This is a genomic window from Vibrio mytili (genome assembly GCF_049563345.1).
Lineage (GTDB): Bacteria > Pseudomonadota > Gammaproteobacteria > Enterobacterales > Vibrionaceae > Vibrio > Vibrio mytili.
The window spans coordinates 644,005-663,168 of sequence record NZ_CP110482.1 but is presented as its reverse complement, the minus strand read 5'-3'; the positions used below and the strand labels follow the sequence as shown (position 1 = coordinate 663,168).

Below are 19,164 nucleotides of genomic sequence, written 5' to 3'. Positions count from 1 at the left end.
AAAGGGATGGCTTAAATGGGACATTATCACACGTTGGATTATAAAATTCCGGATTCAATGCAAAAAAGTTGGCAAGATATCGTCAACTTACTTGCAGAAGTGGGAGATGTTCCTGCCGCTTTAATTATGCGCGTACATCCCAATCATATTGAAGTTCACAATCGCAGTACAACGATGCACAACCCCTATCAGGTTGGCGATGCAGAACGACTGGGTAATGGCTTATATTGTGAATACGTCATTAACAACAATAAAGCTTTGGCCGTAGAAAATGCGCTATTAGATAAAGCGTGGTGTGATAATCCCGACATCAAACTGGGTATGGTGTCTTACTGTGGTCTACCACTATCTTGGCCCAACGGTGAAGCATTCGGAACCATCTGCGTCCTGGACTCAAAAACCCATCACTTTGATGAAACCTATCGTCAATTGCTCTTTACGTTAAAAGATTCAATAGAGGCGCAGCTCTCTGTGGTTTTACAGCAGCACAAGTTGATGCGACTCAACGATGAACTTAAGTCGCGAGTTGAAGATAGAACAAGTGATCTTGCCCAACTGAGTTATTCACTAGCAAAAGAAAAAGACCTTCGTGAAGAAGCCGAGCGACAGGTTGATTATCAAAAAAATCACGACTCCGGAACGGGATTTTTGAATCGTAGCGCCTTAGAAATGGTGATTGAACAGACATTGGAGTCCTTTGATAACAATGAGCAATCATTACTCGTTATTAATGTTGGCTTTACCAATGCTCGAAGCATTCAAACTCGTTATGGGTACAAAGAGTTCGATGAAATTCTTAAAGATTTTCGCTTAAGTCTCAACCATGTAGAATCAGATCGCTTCATCACTGGCCGCCCTAGCTCTAATGATCTCGTTTTCCTGATTTGGGGCTCTGATATCGAAATTAAGTTGCAAAAACTGCTTGAAGAGTTAGCGCTTATCAGCTTAGAAAGCTTTTACGTTAATGGTACTGAAGTTCATTTAAATGCTCATATCGGTGTCGTTGAAGCTTACAAGACAAGTAATCCTAAACAATTACTACAACACGCAAGTTATGCCATGCTGTTGTGTAAGGATTCTGGTGAGACATATCGCTATTTCAGTGAGAGTCATGACACTGAACTCAACAACCACAATCAATTGGAGGGCTACTTGTTACAAGCAGTGAGAAATGATGATCTTATGCTCTATTTCCAGCCGAAGGTTCACCCTCATACCCACCAATGGATTGGTGCAGAAGCACTACTAAGATGGCGCCACCCAGTACTCGGAGATGTGTCAAACGAGGCTCTCATTCATATGGCTGAGCAGAATGGTTTGATTTTCGAAGTCGGTCAGTTTGTTCTTCGTACCGCCATAGATAAAGCGAAACAATGGTCCGAGGTAGTGGATAACTTTAAAATCGCAGTAAATGTTTCACCAGTGCAATTGCAGAATGTGAATTTCGCAGAACAAGTTGAACACCTACTCGACACTTTTCACCTCCCTGCACATTTTCTGGAGCTAGAAGTCACAGAAAGCGCGTTAATCGCTGATGAAATTATCGCGAGCGCAACGTTAGACAAACTCCACAACTTAGGAGTGACGCTGTCACTAGACGATTTTGGAACAGGTTATGCCTCGTTCAGCTATTTGAAGAAATACCCTTTCGATAGCATAAAAATTGATAAAAGCTTCGTGCATCAAATGGATAGCTCAGAGGATGATCGAGAGATTATCTGCTCGATCATTCATATTGCCAAAAAGCTCGATTTACAAGTCATTATTGAAGGCGTTGAATCGATACAACAAGAGCAATTTTTAATTCAGGAAGGCTGTGATGTCGGTCAAGGCTTCTTGTATGGAAAGCCAATGCCTAGCAATGAATTTGAACAGAGCTTTTATCAACGACGTTCAGTAAATGGGCAATACACCTTCACCTCGTAACCTATTGCTTTACTCTCTTCGCGGTGGTTCCTATAATCGCCGCCCGCATCTAATAAAAAGGCCAGCATCTTCATGGACCAGTTAATCGCCACGCTAAAAAAAATTGAAAAACAGAACTATCGCGCTTATCAGCAAATAAAAGGTCAATACGACTTCACCGATTTCACTCTGTTTATCGATCACGTACAAGGCGACCCTTATGCTTCTGCATCTCGCTTTCGTGCAACACGTGCATGGTCTTTGACAGGATTAGAGTGGCTGAAAGATGAATCTCCCGCCTTTCAGCGGGCAGCACGTGACTTCATTGCCCGAAGTTTTGACCAATTTGCAAAGCAGGAAAACAGTGTCTCCATTGCACTCAATGGTCAAACCGTACTGGATAACACTGCCGTTCTATTCACAGAAGAAGGAATCGAGCTACGTTTTCGGGTCGATCTGCCCGCAGAAGGCCGCTCAGTATTGGGCAAGAAAGCGAATAATATTATTACTTTTCATTTGCCAAAGTTTATTCGTAAAGCCACATTAGAACGTGAGCTGGACAAAGATGCGATGCTTAAACACTGTCAAGTGGTAGAAGATCAAGATGCTTTGCGAGCACAACTGGAAGCGAATGACTTAGTCGCATTTGTTGCCAATGGCAGCACCCTTCCTCGTATTGCGGGGAACTGTGACTTCCCGATGAAAGATGCAGTACAATTTAAAGCGCCAGAGTCATTGCAGGTGACATTACATGCTCCAAACAAAGGCTATGTCACTGGTCTTGGTATTCCCAAAGGTATCACATTAATTGTAGGTGGCGGGTTCCACGGTAAGTCAACCTTGCTAAACGCGATTGAGCGCTCGATTTATGATCACACCCCTGGTGATGGACGTGAATATATTGTCACTGACAACAAAGCGATGAAAATCCGCGCTGAAGACGGACGTTGTGTTCACCATTTAAATCTTGCGAACTACATTAATCACCTACCAATGGGGAAAGATACTGCGGATTTCTCTACTCAAGATGCGTCCGGGTCTACGTCTCAAGCTGCATGGTTACAAGAATCGATCGAATCTGGCGCCACATCGCTACTTATTGATGAAGATACGTCCGCCACTAACTTCATGATTCGTGATGAAAGAATGCAAGCATTGGTGTCAAAAGGTGATGAACCGATAACACCGCTAGTCGATCGTATCGGGCAGTTACGTGATGATCTTGCCATATCAACGATCATTGTTATGGGTGGATCCGGGGATTACCTTGACGTCGCCGATACCGTAATACAAATGCATGACTACCAAGCGGTAGATGTGACAGAGAAAGCGCAGCAAGTCATTGCCCAACATCCAACACAACGACATAACGAGTCGGAAGAGGCACTACAAACATTCCCTCCTCGCGCATTAAGTCGCGAAGCTTTGATGAAAATTTTGATGGATGGTAAGTTTCGGGTTAATGCGAAAGGAAAACAATCCCTTAGGTTTGGTAAAGAGTTTACAGACCTAAGTGCATTAGAGCAGTTAGAGTCAGCGGATGAGGTCAATACCATTGGCTGGCTTTGGTTCCAGTTAGCCCAACAACCTGGCTGGTGTACGAACCCTGCAAAAGAGATCGAAGAAATGCTCTCAAACGACTGGTATGCTTTATTGCCAAAGCAAGGGGACCTCGCGAAACCAAGAACCTTAGATGTGATGGCTGCACTGAACCGCATGCGTAAGTCTCAATTTAAATCAACAAGTTAAACGTAAACCAACACGTTTGTGCAGTTTCCCCTATTCGTACTCTTTGGCTTGAGTGCAGTTAGTGAGAGAACGTGGGCATAAAACACAAACCTTATTAATGGCAACAACATCTGTTGCCATTAATACACTTCATTGCGTAGTAGATTCCATGCTTCACACAGCGTTCGGAATTGTTCAGCATTGCCATTTTCCCTATCTGGATGCCATCGCAGTGCGAGCTTTCTCCACCGTTTTCTAATTTGAGTTCGCGTTGCATCTTTATCAAGTTCGAATAACATCAGTGCTTTCGCTCGATTAAGGCTAAGCGTCGAATTCTTGCCAATGAACCGTTGATACGTCGTCCAGAACTCATTCAGTAAACGACGCACCTCATCAGCGCTTGCATCGTAATTTTTCCAGTCTAGGTAATACTCCCGTAAAGGATCTTCAAAATCGATACCTTTATTAGTCACCTTACTGGTAGACATTAACTGTATATCCATCGCTTGTACTTGCAACCAACTCTCGGGGTAAAGCGTTTCTTGCAGTTGATACAAGGCGTTCATGATTAGAAAGTTTCTTTTAAATAGGTCTTTGTCTGGTTGAGCATCGAATTGTTTTATATACCCCTTATGACTCAACTCACTGGCTAAGGTATGCACTTTCCAGCTGGATGGCTGTTTTCTGAGAATCTCTAGAATTGACCACAGTAAAGGGTTTTCCATCGAATCCTGTTCAACGTGGTCTAGATCAAATCGGGGCTCCATGCATCCTCTTGAATTTAAACTGGAGGGTATAATGATGTTGTACCATATTCGTAAATATGCCGATAGTGCTGAAGTAACATACGAATTTAATGTGTTAGCCCACCTATGATCATGTGGTTAAGTCGCCACTATAGTTTTTAAGTCGCTTACACCACTATGCTAGAACATTCACATTACAGTGGTAATTAGTGTACTCATGCTCCTGTAGTTATAGATACACGCGTGACATCAGCTATTTTCTGAAAAGCAAATGCCTGGTTCCGTGAAGTCAAAAAATTATAATTGCACACCGTTCGATTCAATGTAATGATAAAAGCCAGACGTAAAACTGTCTTAGTGAAGGATCAAATACCTCTATGAAAAGTACTTCGACATTATTGGGATTGACTATTTTCTACGCCGTTGTTTTTCTTTTTTCTGCATTAGAACCAAACTCTCGCGCGGTATGGTTCGCTGAAATTATCCCTGCGATAGCGATACTTATTGCGATATGGGGAGCCTCTATCCGGCATCAGTTTAGCAATACGGCTTATCTGTTGATGTTCATCTGGCTTTGTCTGCACACCGTTGGCGCTAAATATACGTTTGCAGAAGTCCCATTTGATTGGTTTAACGATCTAATCGGCTCGGAGAGAAACAACTTTGATAGAATCGCCCACTTTGCGATTGGTTTATACGCTTATCCCATCGCGGAATATTTGATTCGATACAAAAAGGTGAGTGTGACTTTCTCATGTTGGTTTGCTCTGTTTGCCATCATGTCACTCGCGGCTGGCTATGAGATCATAGAATGGGGGTACGCAGAGATCGCTGGAGGCGATGAAGGCATTGCCTTTCTGGGGTCACAAGGCGATATTTGGGACGCCCAAAAAGACATGCTTTGTGATACAGCAGGCGCAGTCATATCATTGCTATTAATGTCTGCTCAACGTCGATTCACGAATCCATTCTAAATATGGGTTCAAACCATCGACGATAGGCACCTGCACGATCTGGGCAACATCATAGTCGTGCAGGTTATCGATCTTCTCTTCTACCAATTCATAGAGATCCCGACGCGTTTTTATCACCAGTAACCATTCATGATCGGTACACAGCTCCTCTTGCCAAACGTAGTGGCTTTCGATTGGGATCGTTTGGATGCAAGCCGCCAATTTTGCTTCTAACAAACCTTTGATTATTTGATCGCGATTTTTTTCTGTGTTGGTTGTACTCAGTACGACGCAGTAGTCATGCTTTTTCATCACTCATCCTTATTTCATTGTGACTTTGCCGCCAATCATTTTGTATGCGGGCGTCCCTCTTACTAACATGTCTCGAGCAAACTCTAGCCCACACCCAGGACACTGACATGGCTGCTCGGTGAAATCCTCAACAATACGCTCCTTGAAGCATTTGACTAGTGCACCCTTTCCGCCTTTGCGATATTTGAACAACTGCGTTTTGCATTTTGAACAGAAAATATCGACGGTTTTGGTTGGTTGTTTCTTATTCGGTTTGGCCATCTGGTTTTACCCATACGTTATTAAAGTCGAACCAACCCAAAGCATTACATTTGGCATTTTGTAACGCACCACTATGGTCCTTGTTTACCCCAAGCCAACAGTGAAACATCGGTATGACTTGACGGCTTCGGACTAATTGTTTCCCTAATTCTCTCGCTGGAAAATCGGAGTAAACCCCAGCACGCCACTTATCGACTAATGCCACCCATTCAGCAAAATCATAACTCGAGCTAAATTTGTCGATGTCACTATAATCAAGCAACCAGCCGGCCAGAGCATCATTTCTATTGGTGGCGATCCCCATAGCCTTTAACCAAATATCGACATCTTTTGGGAACGGAGGTTGGCTATCATAACGTACAAACGTGACTTCAATGCCATGTAGTTTAAGGAGGTTTTTGATGATTTTGGCGATCACAGGAAACATAGGGTGATTTTTTTGATACGCTACAGAAATTGTTTTATCTTGCTGCGGTGCAGATGTCGCGCTCGATGGCCTAAGATCTATCCAGCCTGGCTTTAAACCAAACGCTTGTAATACGCCTAACTCAATCACTTTATCTTGTGGTATATGCGAGTATATCTGGTGACTATTCAACGCCTGACTCAAGAAGTTAGCCCAGCGTGGATCTTTTGCTATACCCGTATTCTTGTTCAATAACAGAAAAGTACAGCCAGGATCCAATTCCACTTCGTCCGAAGATAAGTGTTTACCCATTTCTGGTTTCGATAAACTTGGGTAAACGATAGACGAGTACGCTTCATCAATCACCCATACCTCTACCTGATCTAACAAAGGACGCAAACCAAAATAGCCATCAAAAGCGGTGAGAATAAGACGCTTATCATCATTCACTTTTACTTGAAATGGTCCAGAGCCGATAGGCTTGGTATCAAAGTCTTCCGAGCGTAAAGCTTGGGGAAGTAGTATTTTTGCTTGAGACTCACTCAAAGCTAAGGGCAAATACCGATCTGGACGAACTAACTTGATGTCGATAATCCATGCTTGTGGCGAAGAGACACTCTCAATGTGCGAGAACAAGTTCCAGTTGGACAGCGAGCGCAAGCTTTCTAATACACTGTCAGTTGTGAGCGGTTCGCCATTATGAAAACGAATCCCACGTCGAAGGTAAAATCGCCAATGTTTGTCTGATAATGCTTCCCAAGTATGAGCAAGATCCGGCTGAAGTTGTTCGTTTTCATCTAAACGCGTGAGCCCACTAAAGATTTGCCTCGCGATATGCAGTTCAGAGCGTCGCATCGGTTTCTGTGGGTTAAGCATTGCCAAAGGTCGGTAATAAGGCAACCGTATGACCTGTTCACCTTGCCGGTGCTGCAAGCCAAGGTACCCTTGAATGACTTGCGTTAAACGGGCTGCATCGTTGTCGAGGGCCTCAAGAGCTTGCCCTATTTTACCTTCTTCTAAATAACGTTTGGCGAGGTTCTCACTAACATCACTTCGGTTACGTTTAAACACCAACTTAGAGAGTTTGCCGCGCCCTGCGGCAGGATGCCACTCAATCCAGCCCTCTTCTTCTAGCTTATTGAGGACGATACGAGCATTACGACGCGTGCAAAAAAGCGCGTCTGTAATGTCCTCTAGTTGAACGTCAGTTTCATTACCAGAGAATTTTTCAAACAGTGTTTCAAATTGAACACGTAAACGAGGGCTGCTCATAAAGAGGAAAAACTTATTCTGTTATCGGTGCACTAAGTTTCCTCATTTTTAGTCAGAAGTGCAAATCCTGATAGTAAGTTTATTGAATGTCCACTCCTACTTCTTTAGCAAGCTGAATCAGTTGTTCTTCATCGTCCAGTTTAATTGACCATTTGCATTCTGAGCCGTGAGCGACGATAACATTAGCTCCTCTGCCAAGCAGTTGAATCGATTCTGACTGGGCTTGAAGCGTCGCCATCGAACTTCCCGCTAGCTTCACAACCACCTCATGCTGAGTTGCGATGATTTTTCCCTCAGAAAACTCAATCACCATGTCTACTTACCTATTGTGATTTTTTTGTTTAACCGCGATAGTTAAACGGCTTGTACAGACAAGTCGTTCACGCTCATCAGTAATATTTATCTGCCAAACTTGCGTTGAAACCCCGATATGCTGTGGCTTTGCGGTTCCAATTACGTATCCGCTGCGCATCGCTCGAATATGGTTCGCATTGATATCTAAACCCACACAGTAGCTGTTTTCATCCACACAACAGTTAGCCGCAATCGATCCAAGCGTTTCAGCCAATACAACGGACGCGCCCCCATGGAGCATCCCTAATGGCTGATGAGTGTAGCTGCATACTGGCATTGTGGCAGAAATGGAATCGTCAGATAAAGCAGTGTACTCAATATTGAGGTGTTCTATCATGGTGTTCTTTGATGTCTCGTTGAGAATATCGAGGCTGATCGGCTTTTTCCAAATACTCATGGTTTACTCGTCTTTTAGTGTTTTATTTTATCGTAATGACATAACGATGGCTTTTTATTGTCAAGTAAATCGGAACAACGCCCGTCATTCCGCTAGGTGATCTCCATGCATCTCACGCTAGTGACAAAGGAGTGAGCCATGCATTTTGAGATCATTTGGGTATATACTACTGTTGTACAACAAAAAAATATACATGGAGCTAACTATGAAGGTGTGGATCAAAGCTTCAGCGCTTATCAGTGTTGCTGGACTTATAGCTTGTAGCGCATCCCCTACAGGTCGAAATCAGTTGTTGATGTTTTCCGATCAACAGATGTCATCACTGGGCGCGCAATCTTTTGCTCAAATGAAGAAAGAGATACCCATCAGTAAGAATAAAAAAACGAATGCGTACGTTCAGTGTGTGGCTAAACACGTAACAAAGTCCATACCCAAGCAAGGTGGGTTTGATAACTGGGAAGTTGTCGTGTTCGACAGTAAACAAGTCAACGCATTTGCCTTGCCAGGAGGAAAGATCGGAGTGTATACAGGCCTATTGGATGTCGCGAAAAATCAGCATCAGTTGGCAACGGTTATTGGTCATGAGGTCGCACACGTTTTGGCAGATCATAGTAACGAACGTCTTTCTCAGAGCCAACTGACGAATGCAGGGTTGTCTTTAGCGAATGTCGCGATTGGTGCATCAGAATATAAACAATATCAACAACTGACGATGGCCGCTCTGGGAGTGGGAGTCCAATATGGTGTCATGCTTCCTTACGGCAGAACGCAAGAGTCCGAAGCGGACATCGTTGGGTTGGATTACATGGCAAAAGCAGGGTTTGATCCCAACCAAAGTGTCGAGTTATGGAAAAATATGAGCGCCGCTTCAGGAGGGGCTCAACCGCCTGAGTTTTTCTCAACTCACCCTTCACACAGCACGCGTATTCGAGATCTACAAGCAACGATTAAGCGACTACCGAACTATAACACCCCTACCCCAAAATGCAGCTAATGATACTCAAGTAACGTTAAGATACTGGAGTATAGATTGCCATTACGACCAAATTAACTCGGTTGACGGCTCAATATGTTTAAATTGAACCGCCAACCGATTAAAACTAAACCGAATAACTGCATTTATTTGCATCAGGTCTTTATTTCCCTCTAAATTGCACAAAAACATTCTGGTCATACCATCTACCCGTTTATTTCCTCTTAATCACAACACCTTAGTGGGTATGATTTGACCTGTGCATCAAATTTAAACAACAAAAGCTACTGAAGCTTTGACAAACTATCAAACGCACGTTTAACATTTGGTTTACATAAACACAATCCAGATAACATTTAAACCAAACAAGAAAATAACAAGGACTTCGGTCTGAATAATGACACCCTAGGAGGGTCAAGGATGAACAAGAAGCACTGCTCTCTGCTAACAATATCAATATTGTTCGCGTGTAATGCCCACTCAGCGGGCTTCCAAGTCGCTGAACATTCGGCATCTGGTCTTGGTCGAGCATTTTCAGGTGAAGGCGCCGTTGCAGATAATGCGAGTGTACTGGCTCGCAACCCAGCAGCAATGACGCTTTTCAAAGAAGCGCAATTCTCTGGTGCGTTATCTATCGTCGATCCTGAAGTTGACGTGTACGACACACTCAATAACGAACATGCAAAAGACGTTGCCCCCTTGCAGGTTGTCCCTGCTGGCTATTACATCAGCCCAATTAATGATAAATGGGCTTGGGGTATTGGCATGTTCACAACATACGGCGTCGCAACAGATTACCCAGACGACATCTCTGCTGGCGACACCGCAGGTGACACTTCTCTAATTTCTGTGAACGTTAACCCAAATATAGCGTATCGAATTAACGACTCTTTCAGCGTTGGTGGCGGCATCAACTTGGTCTACGCAGAAGCTGAATTAACCCGCCACAAAGGTAAACTTGCGGGAATATTTGGCGGTAACAAATCAGATAATCTCGTTGGCATGGAGGGCGAAACGTTTGCTTGGGGTTGGAATGTTGGCGCGTTGTTTGAACTCAATGAAAACAACCGTTTTGGTTTTGGTTACCGCTCTGAAGTTGATCTTGATTTCGATGATGGTGAATTTAGCAGCTATGACTCAGGCATCGCAACATCAGCAAAAGTGGATGGACGTTTAAAAATATCACTCCCCTCTATTATCGAATTATCGGCATTTCATCAGCTGAACGATCAGTGGGCCGTACATTATGGTTGGCAACAAACGGATTGGAGTACTTTCAAAGAACTGAAAGCGACAAGCTCCGAGTGTAACAATGGCACCGCGGGCCAATGTTTCTTCAAACCAGAAAAATACGAAGACAACAATCGCTACTCGATTGGTGCGACCTATACCTTAAATACTAGCTGGACATTCCGCGCAGGGTTTGCTTACGACGAGCAGGCAGGTAAGACAACACTGAGCATCCCAGACAGTGATCGTTTGTGGTACAGCGCAGGTTTGACTTACGCGATGAATGAGAATTTGACATTAGATGCAGGCTTCGCACTGGTTAAGAGTGAATCGACTACTTTCACTGAAAAGAGTGCTTCAGGTGATGTGATTAAGTTTGAATCTGAGGCAACGGCTTACATCAGTGCGGTACAGATGAACTACACCTTCAAATAATGGGATTACGGAGTCAACCAATGAAACATACGTTTAAACTATCAATACTTTGTTCTGCAATCCTTTTAGCTGGCTGTGGTGACAATACATCAAGCTCTGGCACTTCTGACAAAGTACAGTTTGAAGATGAAGTACAAGCGCTTCTGGATCGTGAAACCTCTATCAGCTTTACGCTTCAAGGTGCGAATGCGGATGTCCCTGCACCGTCTTACTTACTCATGGATTCCACAGACGGCACACTTGGGCTTCCGACTAACGGCGACAGTGCCTTAACAAACCCTAGAGCTTCAATGAACACAATGGATGGTTGGTCAACGACGATGCCAATCGTTCTGAATTTCAACGGTGATGGTTTTGCTACTGGTTTGCTCGCATCTGGTATTAAAGTCATCAAAATTAACCAACGCTTAACTGATTGGGATGGACAGTCAAACCCGATTGAAGAAGTTCTTGTTCAAAATCAAGACTATATGGTTCAAGCGATGGGGAACTCTCTATATATTCAGTTCATGGACGCCCTTGACGAATCGAGCGAGTACATTTTTGCCGTAACACAAGATATCACCGACGTGAATGGCGAGCCAATTGGCACATCAGCAAGCTACGCGACAGGCAAGTCGCAAGAGGTTACTTACGAAAATGGTGACCTTGCGTCTGTTCAAGCAGTCACTAAAGCGGTTGAAGGCATTTTTGGTCTCGCTCAAGTTAACCCTGCCGATATTGTTTATTCTTCATGGTTTAGCACTCAGTCTGTTGGCGATACTTTGGCGTCCGTTAAAGGTGTCACCGCGACAGGTTTTTCGACGGGTGCCAACACACTTAATACCGTTTACAAAAACGATGAAAATGAAGGTTCAGTCGATTTATCAACTGCCTACACAATGAAACTCGATCCACCGCAAGACTTTATTACGGCGCTGGATTCTGACGATGACTTTAGCAAATACATCAGTGATAGCGACGCGGCTAAGACAGCAATTAAAGGCCTTTACAATGCGTCTGGCGCGAGCGTCAATGTCACTCAAGGCACAGTAAAATTACCTTACTACCTAGAAAAAGACGCAAATTGGAACATGCAACCCATGGTATCAGCGATGCCAAGCTTAGCGAAAATCAGCGCTGCACTTGCGGATCCTGACGAGCAAGCAAACATGGTTCAGCAGCTTTCTACGGGGGTATTCGCCGATAATCCGGTTGATGTGTCTAAACTGGCAACGGATCCTACGGAACAATTAAAGCTGGTAGGAGCGAAGTTATACCTATCAAACGGAGAACAACTCGACAGTGAACGTATCATCACGCGCTACTCACCTGTCCCGCAAGTGAAATCTCTGGAAGAAGTCGAGGTTTTATTATTCACTCCTCAGTCTGGCAACGCCACAGATGTTGTGATTTATCAGCATGGCATAACTTCCGCCAAAGAAAACGCCTACGCGTTCGCGTTTAACATGGTGAAAGCTGGTGTAGCGGTTTTGGCGATTGATCTACCGCTGCATGGAACCCGTAGTCTCGATGAGCAACGCTCTGCGAATGCAAACGTGCTTGCGTATTTGAATCTGTCTAACTTAGCGGTCGCTCGTGATAACTTGCGTCAAAGTGTGCTGGATGTATTGGGACTTCGCGCCAGTCTTGTGGTTTCTGCTCAAGGCGGGTTGTTGATGAACAGTCCACTACAAGCATTTAATCCGATGACAGGTTCTGAAGTTAAAGTATTGGGACACTCGCTTGGAGGCATCGTCGCGACCTCTGCGGTTGCAGCGGCTAACAACACATTGGGAAGTGTCAGTGCTGATGCGCTCTACACATTTAGCGCAGCGTCCATTCAAAACTCGGGTGGTCAGATCGGCAATTTGCTTCTAGGTTCAGAAAAATTTGGCCCCCAAATCAAGCATAACATTGCTTATTCAGCCTCTGCTCAGTACGCAGGTTATGCCGATGTTCAGTGTACAAATTTAGATGATGGAGCTTGCTACTCAGATTTTGAAAAAAATGCAACGGCTGAGCAACTCACCGAATTAAGCTCCGGTTTCTCCCAGTTTATCTATGCGGCGCAAACCACATTGGATACGGTAGATCCGTTCACTAACGCGAGTGATCTCGTCGCTTCGGGGTCTTTATCAACACCATTCCTGATGACAGAAGTTGATGGTGATGATACGGTACCAAATAAGGTAGATAGTGCGAAATTCGCTGGCTCTGAGCCTTTGGCAGAAAAACTTGGGCTAACGAAGGTAAATAGCACCACCACTTCCGTGCCTCCAGGCAGTAGCTTCGTGCAATTTAATGATGTTGCATCGCACAGTACCTTTGCTGCACCAAACGGCACGCTTTCGGATATTGGCCATCATGCCGAAATGCAAGCCGAAAACGCGGACTTTTTGCTGGATAACGCGTTATCAGGGGTATCCGACACAACCGTGCTGAAATAAGCCACTAATCCGAAAACCTCAACTAGGCCCAGCTTCACTCGCTGGGCTTTTTTATGGAATTTAAACTAACCACCTACGGACCATCTCGACGTTACTTAGCTATCTCTACGTTTCTTGACTATGCCTTTTGTTTTCACGTTTCACTTATTCAGGTTGGTATATTGTAAAATATCGGCTTAAATGCCCTAATCCCCTTTTAATTGTCAGGATAAAGTGGATAATATCGCCCCAAAATAACACTACTAAAGTGAGTCCTTATGTCTATCGAATCAACTCTGCTTGCTCGTTGCGAGTCTAAATGTGAACTGTGCGCTTCTGAATCTCCATTAACGGCATACGCTGTTCCTCCTCATGGCAATGTAACTGTAGACACTGCAATTATGGTGTGTGACAAGTGTCTAGGTGAGATCGAAGAGCCACAAGACATTAACCACTGGCGTTGCCTAAACGACAGCATGTGGAGTCAAGTGCCAGCAGTACAAGTAACTGCATGGCGACAGCTGACTCGCCTGAACACTGAAAGCTGGGCTCAAGATGCACTTGACATGATGTACATGGAAGAAGAGCAAATGAACTGGGCGATGAAGGGCATGTCTGATGATGACAAAACTCTGGATTGCAACGGTACCGAACTGAAAAAAGGTGACGACGTAACAGTAATCAAAGACCTTCCAGTAAAAGGAACGAACCAAGTGATTAAACAAGGTACGGTTATTCGTGGCATCAGCCTTGGTGATGACCCTAAACTGGTTTCGGGTAAAGCCAACGGCGGCCAATCAATGTACGTAATTGCAGAGTACTGCCGTAAAAAATAACTGGGCTACCTGTTATTTAAAGCAGGGTTCCTTGAATAGGAGCCCTGCTTTTTTATATTCAATGGGGCCAGATACAACAAAGCCAGCTTGAATGCTGGCTTTTTCAGTTTATTCACATACTCAAGACACCTGCTAGAGGATTAAAAAATCCCTTAACAGTTCGGATATCTTAACGATACATACCAATGTCTTTCTGAATATGCGCTGACATGTCTTCGGCGTAATAACTGCGTGGAGCAGCATTGTCGACGAAAAGTATGTCCAGTAAGTGTGCAATCAATCCTTTGAAGTTAACCGAGTAGGTTTTCTTATCCATAGAGGTTGGTAAAGCTACATTAGTCATTTGCATTGCTTGTGCCATGATTGCCTCTCTATAAAAATAAAAGCTGTATAACGTCTTGTTGGTTGTATATTAATCTACATTTTTCCAGTATAAAAAATGACAATTCTTTTGCATTCGGATAAGATTTTCTAATAAAACAAAGCGTTTACAAATGGGATGGATAGAACTTAAGCTTATTGCGCATATCTACGCAAAAACTTAGCTTAATAATGAATAAACCACTCAAAAGCTGGCATTTCGATGCTCAATAATAACAAATATTTAACTCTTAGTTTTTTGAACTTTGAGGAAATTGAAGTTGAACCCTGCTACGTTCGATTAGTTATATTAGCCTAAACCTACTGGTTGTGGGCTTACTATTACTGGAAGAAATAAGGAGCACGAATGTGCCCCTCGATCTGATTAGTTTTTACATTCCGCCTAGTGGCACAAAATAGACCAACATAGACCAAACACCAACCCAAGCTGCGATAGCTGCTGCATCGGCCCAGTCTTTCTTCCACATAATACTACCCTCTTAGATGCGTAGTACCGTAAAAGAAAGCAAAATCCGAACCATATCGCGATAGAAGCTCTCACCAGATTATAAATAAACAAATTTAACAAATGGCTTCAGATGGTTACATCCCTAACCGTTTTGCAGTGAGTTTAATTTTCTCGTTTGATTTAAACATTGTGGGTAATCGGTTAGAAGCTCAATAAAGCAATCCGCCATCGATAAATTGGTAACACTTCCCTCACCCTTCATATCGAGCAATGCTTCATATCCTTCTTTGCCCTTCATCGTGTACGCTGAAGAAGTACCACGATACCAAACGTCATTCTCAACGTTCACCCACCGCTGACCGTTAAAGATTTCTAATTGGCGGATTCTCTGCCCTTTGGGGGCGTCTACTTGATATTCAAAGTGTAAATTATGTGTGTATGGATAGCTTCCCGAGCCTGTTCCTTCTACTCCATTGTTTAACGCATTATTAATCGCACCTTCTAGCGTTTTTCTTATCACTTTACCTTGAACGTCATAAAAACCAATGGGTACGGCAAATGGCAATAATCGTCCGGCAATATCGGCAACGGTAATATTGCCAGCATTCAAGGACGTTCTCACTCCGCCAGCATTATGGATCGCAAACTGTACGCCATGTCCCCTTTGGTTCAAACTATACAAAAACGATTGCGCGACCGAAGATGCGAGTTCACTACTGCCAAATTCATCCGGTATACGCACGTGACGCTTTTTACTTTCCACCGTTGCAATCACTTGAGACTGTAAAGCGCGGACACGAGGAATGTACTTGTTGTTTAGAATAGTCTGCGTTTCAGGGTGCTTTTTACATACGACAACATTCGGTTGACCATGGATGAAATCACACGCCTTTTCAAACACACCTTGGTCTAATTGTTGGTTAAGTGTAGAGTCCCAAAAAATACGACGCCCTAACAGTAGTTCGTTTTGACCACTGAGCATGGTCGCTTTTCCGTTATGATCAAATTCAAGGACACAGTGCCCCATCGTCAAAGCGTGATATCCCGCTTGAACGACATACGTGTCATTGACCTTAACGCCATACGGATCATCCACACCTAACCCAATTGATGAGAAGTCCCCTTGCAAACGGTGACTATGCCCACCGACGATGATACCAATGCCGCTTATCTGTTTTGCTAATTCTAAATCCCCCTCATAACCGAGGTGGCTGAGTAGAATAATATTTCTAATACCGGAATCATGAATTTGTTCTACCGTCGCTTTCGCAGTTTCAATTGCCGATATAAACGGGGTATCAGCGTCTGGATTAGCGATTTCACTCATTTTATCCAACGACAAACCAAAGATAGCGACTTTTTCGCCATCAAATTCTTTCACAACATATTGTGCGCTTTTGGTCTCAGGTTTGTAACTCAGCACATTATCGCAGGTACTGATGCGATGAGTTTTTGCTTGTAACTCGTTGGACAAGTCCCAATTTCCCGCTAATAGAGGAAAGTTTGTTCTTTTACAAAACAAAGCAACTGGCTCATTTCCCATATCAAGTTCATGATTCCCCAACGCCATCGCATCAATGTTTAACGCATTTAGCAAATCCGCATTCGCCTTGCCTTTAAATAGGGAAAAATAAAGTGTGCCTTGGAAACAGTCGCCTGCATGAAGAAACAACATCCCTTGCCCCTGACGCTTCGCATCATCTCGTAACTGTTCCACTCGTGTGGCAATGCGTGAAAACCCACCCGCACTAACGTAAGGTTCTAAATTGTGCTCGCCTTGAATATCGAGTTTTAGCTGCAGTGATGTTGGTTCAAAGTAGGAATGAGTGTCATTGATGTGCGCCAGTTTGATTCTGACTGGCTTATGATTTTTATCCATTGTCATCTTCTCTCTTTTCATTCCTTATTATAATAAGAATTGAATGATGACAGAATCATGAATTTATTGAAACAGTGAAGTTTTTGTTTCACTTATGTGTGATAGTCATGCTGAAAAAGCCAGTATCAACGAGAACATTTCGTTATATCACCATCCTATGTGAATTTATCCTCGTTTTGTGAACTTAAGTAAACGCAATGGTTTACAATTAATATATACCCAAATGACTTCAAGATGTTGGATTCAGAGCATTGTCACTGGCATGAGTTCAAGGAAGATAACGAAGCGGAATAGCAGGCTCTTTCCGAGTTATGTGACGATGAAATCTTGTCAGTGACATGCTCCCGAAGGGCGAGTTGACTTGGCTCACAGCCTTTGTTAACGATTTTTGATTTAGAACTACTAGATCTTCAAATCGTTGCCGCGTCTGAAAACCAAGTCATTCTCGCTGAACCTAGCATCTTGAGGTTATTTGGGTATATGCTCAAATCTCTCCATAATTCAAATAATTGTAAGGAGGATTTAGATGAGATTAGAACGCATCGAAATCGCCGGTTTTCGGGGTATAAGACGCCTATCGCTCTCTTTTGATGACTTAACTACGCTCATTGGCGAAAACACTTGGGGTAAGTCTTCCTTACTTGATGCCCTTTCCATCGCTTTACCGACAAATGGCAAGCTGTACCAATTTGAGTTAACCGATTTTCACGTCGATTACGCTATCTCACATCCCCAATCTCAGCATATTGAAATCATTATTGTGTTTAAAACTTTCGATAAACACGAGGTACACTCAGGACGTTACAGGCGTATTAAACCCGCTTGGATCACAAGCCATGAAGGGGAACACCTGATCTATTACCGTATTAGTGCCTCTCGGATTGGACATGACATCACGACTCAATATGCATTTTTGGATCGTGACGGTAAACCAAAGCAACTACATCATTCAGAAAAACTTGCGATTGAGTTAATGACGCTACACCCAGTGATCCGCTTGCGAGACTCTCGTCGCTTCCCTCAACCACAGTTTGTGAATGGTGACGGTAAAAACGCACGCATTGAAAAACGAATTAACAATACTTGCCGTCGCCTATTGGCCATGCCGGGTCATGTAAACAAAGGCGAGATACGCAGTAGCCTCGATTCCATGCATACGTTAGTCGAACATTATTTTGCTTTTCGTAGTGTTACTAAACCCAATCCGAGAAAACCGAGAGATGGGTTGTTTTATGCGAGTCACTCATCTGATAAGGGATTAAGTCAGTTTCTTAAAGAAACCAATGATAAACAAAGTCGCTTGCTGTTAATGGGGCTGCTCAACGCCTATCTACAAGCGAAAGGCCCAACAGACTTAAGACGTTGTGCAAGGCCGATCTTAATCATTGAAGATCCGGAAGGACGCTTGCATCCTACTCACCTTGCACGAGCCTGGTCGTTATTACAGCTGTTACCCATGCAAAAGATCCTGACGACCAATAGTGGTAGCTTACTCGGTGCAGTACCTTTGTATTCAATTCGGCGTTTGATTCGTTTATCAGACCGAACCGTAGCAACCTGCCTAAACTCATCAAAGTTTGGCCGTGATGAATTAAGGCGAATTGGTTTTCATATTCGATTTCATCGAGTTGGTGCACTGTTTGCTCGCTGCTGGTTATTGGTCGAAGGTGAAACGGAAGTCTGGTTGTTTAATGAACTAGCAAGACAATGTGGATACGATTTAGCGGCAGAAGGGGTACAAATCGTCGAGTTTGCCCAATCTGGATTAAAATCTCTGATAAAAGTCGCGAAGGAGTTCGGTATTGACTGGCATGTTGTTACTGACGGAGACGCCGCAGGGAAAAAATATGCGCATACAGTCCGTACCCAATTAGGCAACGATCAGGAAAGACATCGGTTAACGGAGTTGCCTGATCTCGATATTGAACACTTCCTTTATAATCACGGTTTTGAAGTGTTTTTTAAAGATATGATCAAAGTGCCTCATGATCATCAGATTCCAGCAAAAAAAGTGGTTAATCGTGTGTTGAAAAAACATGCGAAACCCGACTTAGCACTCGCCATTGTTTCCCATTGTGAAAACGAAGGCGTCGAAGCTATTCCAGTGTTAATACGTTGGACATTGAAACGTATTGTTACGATGGCTAATGGCAATACTTAAACACTCTCAAGCCATTCATCGCTACTTAAATAAGCTCCCACAAAAAAAGCACGCTTTGCAGCGTGCTTGTATCAATACT

The 19,164-nt window shown here is 43.5% G+C and carries 16 protein-coding genes; 8 read left to right on the top strand and 8 right to left on the bottom strand.

Translation table 11 applies throughout. The features are described from left to right. Positions 1 to 15 precede the first annotated feature (15 nt). The gene (locus tag ONE56_RS16605) at positions 16 to 1,926 is read left to right on the top strand and encodes a bifunctional diguanylate cyclase/phosphodiesterase (protein WP_423841115.1); all 1,911 of its coding nucleotides are present in this window, start codon (positions 16 to 18) and stop codon (positions 1,924 to 1,926) included. 72 nt (positions 1,927 to 1,998) lie between these two features. Further along, complete coding sequence (locus tag ONE56_RS16600; protein WP_423841114.1) at positions 1,999 to 3,654, top strand: P-loop domain-containing protein; 1,656 nt, start codon at positions 1,999 to 2,001, stop codon at positions 3,652 to 3,654. A 119-nt stretch (positions 3,655 to 3,773) separates the two neighbouring features. Here ONE56_RS16600 and ONE56_RS16595 read toward each other — a convergent pair whose 3' ends face one another. Beyond that, positions 3,774 to 4,400, bottom strand: a complete 627-nt coding sequence (locus ONE56_RS16595; RefSeq protein ID WP_331438542.1) for a DNA-J related domain-containing protein — start codon at positions 4,398 to 4,400, stop codon at positions 3,774 to 3,776. 356 nt (positions 4,401 to 4,756) lie between these two features. Between ONE56_RS16595 and ONE56_RS16590 the strand changes: the two genes are divergently transcribed. Further along, positions 4,757 to 5,353 carry a DUF2238 domain-containing protein gene (locus ONE56_RS16590; RefSeq protein ID WP_423841113.1) on the top strand — a complete coding sequence of 199 codons (597 nt, stop codon included), beginning with the start codon at positions 4,757 to 4,759 and terminating at the stop codon, positions 5,351 to 5,353. Here ONE56_RS16590 and cutA read toward each other — a convergent pair. From cutA to ONE56_RS16565, 5 genes are all read right to left on the bottom strand, one after another. After that, entirely contained in the window at positions 5,315 to 5,644 is a 330-nt protein-coding gene (gene cutA / locus ONE56_RS16585) for a divalent-cation tolerance protein CutA (RefSeq protein WP_041154659.1), read from the bottom strand. The two genes, ONE56_RS16590 and cutA, sit on opposite strands and share 39 nt — an antisense overlap. A 9-nt stretch (positions 5,645 to 5,653) precedes the next feature. Continuing rightward, a complete protein-coding gene (locus ONE56_RS16580; RefSeq protein WP_423841112.1) occupies positions 5,654 to 5,905 on the bottom strand; it encodes a hypothetical protein in 252 nt (83 codons plus the stop codon). Beyond that, complete coding sequence (locus ONE56_RS16575) at positions 5,889 to 7,583, bottom strand: SgrR family transcriptional regulator (protein ID WP_423841111.1); 1,695 nt, start codon at positions 7,581 to 7,583, stop codon at positions 5,889 to 5,891. Before ONE56_RS16575 ends, ONE56_RS16580 begins: the two co-directional genes overlap by 17 nt. A gap of 79 nt (positions 7,584 to 7,662) precedes the next feature. Continuing rightward, entirely contained in the window at positions 7,663 to 7,896 is a 234-nt protein-coding gene (locus tag ONE56_RS16570) for a DUF3389 domain-containing protein (protein WP_423841110.1), read from the bottom strand. Between the two features lie 6 nt (positions 7,897 to 7,902). Then, positions 7,903 to 8,334, bottom strand: a complete 432-nt coding sequence (locus tag ONE56_RS16565) for a hotdog fold thioesterase (RefSeq protein WP_423841109.1) — start codon at positions 8,332 to 8,334, stop codon at positions 7,903 to 7,905. A 205-nt stretch (positions 8,335 to 8,539) separates the two neighbouring features. Between ONE56_RS16565 and ONE56_RS16560 the strand changes: the two genes are divergently transcribed. The 4 genes from ONE56_RS16560 to ONE56_RS16545 all read left to right on the top strand — a co-directional run bounded on the left by ONE56_RS16560 (position 8,540) and on the right by ONE56_RS16545 (position 14,216). Further along, on the top strand, positions 8,540 to 9,328 hold the full coding sequence (locus ONE56_RS16560) for a M48 family metallopeptidase (protein WP_128814616.1): 789 nt from the start codon (positions 8,540 to 8,542) through the stop codon (positions 9,326 to 9,328). A gap of 399 nt (positions 9,329 to 9,727) precedes the next feature. After that, a complete protein-coding gene (locus ONE56_RS16555; protein ID WP_423841108.1) occupies positions 9,728 to 10,972 on the top strand; it encodes an outer membrane protein transport protein in 1,245 nt (414 codons plus the stop codon). 20 nt (positions 10,973 to 10,992) lie between these two features. Next, positions 10,993 to 13,401, top strand: coding sequence for a VolA/Pla-1 family phospholipase (locus tag ONE56_RS16550; protein WP_423841107.1), 2,409 nt, complete (start codon positions 10,993 to 10,995; stop codon positions 13,399 to 13,401). Between the two features lie 257 nt (positions 13,402 to 13,658). After that, entirely contained in the window at positions 13,659 to 14,216 is a 558-nt protein-coding gene (locus ONE56_RS16545) for an alkylphosphonate utilization protein (RefSeq protein ID WP_331438535.1), read from the top strand. A gap of 169 nt (positions 14,217 to 14,385) precedes the next feature. Here the strand turns inward: ONE56_RS16545 and ONE56_RS16540 are convergent, their stop codons facing one another. Beyond that, positions 14,386 to 14,577 (bottom strand): hypothetical protein, encoded by a 192-nt coding sequence (locus ONE56_RS16540; protein ID WP_041154650.1) that lies wholly within the window; start codon positions 14,575 to 14,577, stop codon positions 14,386 to 14,388. A gap of 610 nt (positions 14,578 to 15,187) precedes the next feature. Beyond that, the gene (locus ONE56_RS16535; RefSeq protein WP_331438534.1) at positions 15,188 to 16,930 is read right to left on the bottom strand and encodes a bifunctional UDP-sugar hydrolase/5'-nucleotidase; all 1,743 of its coding nucleotides are present in this window, start codon (positions 16,928 to 16,930) and stop codon (positions 15,188 to 15,190) included. Between the two features lie 520 nt (positions 16,931 to 17,450). On the opposite strand from ONE56_RS16535, the gene ONE56_RS16530 reads away from it, so the two are divergent. Beyond that, positions 17,451 to 19,085, top strand: a complete 1,635-nt coding sequence (locus ONE56_RS16530) for an ATP-dependent endonuclease (RefSeq protein WP_423841106.1) — start codon at positions 17,451 to 17,453, stop codon at positions 19,083 to 19,085. The last annotated feature ends 79 nt before the right edge of the window (positions 19,086 to 19,164 follow it).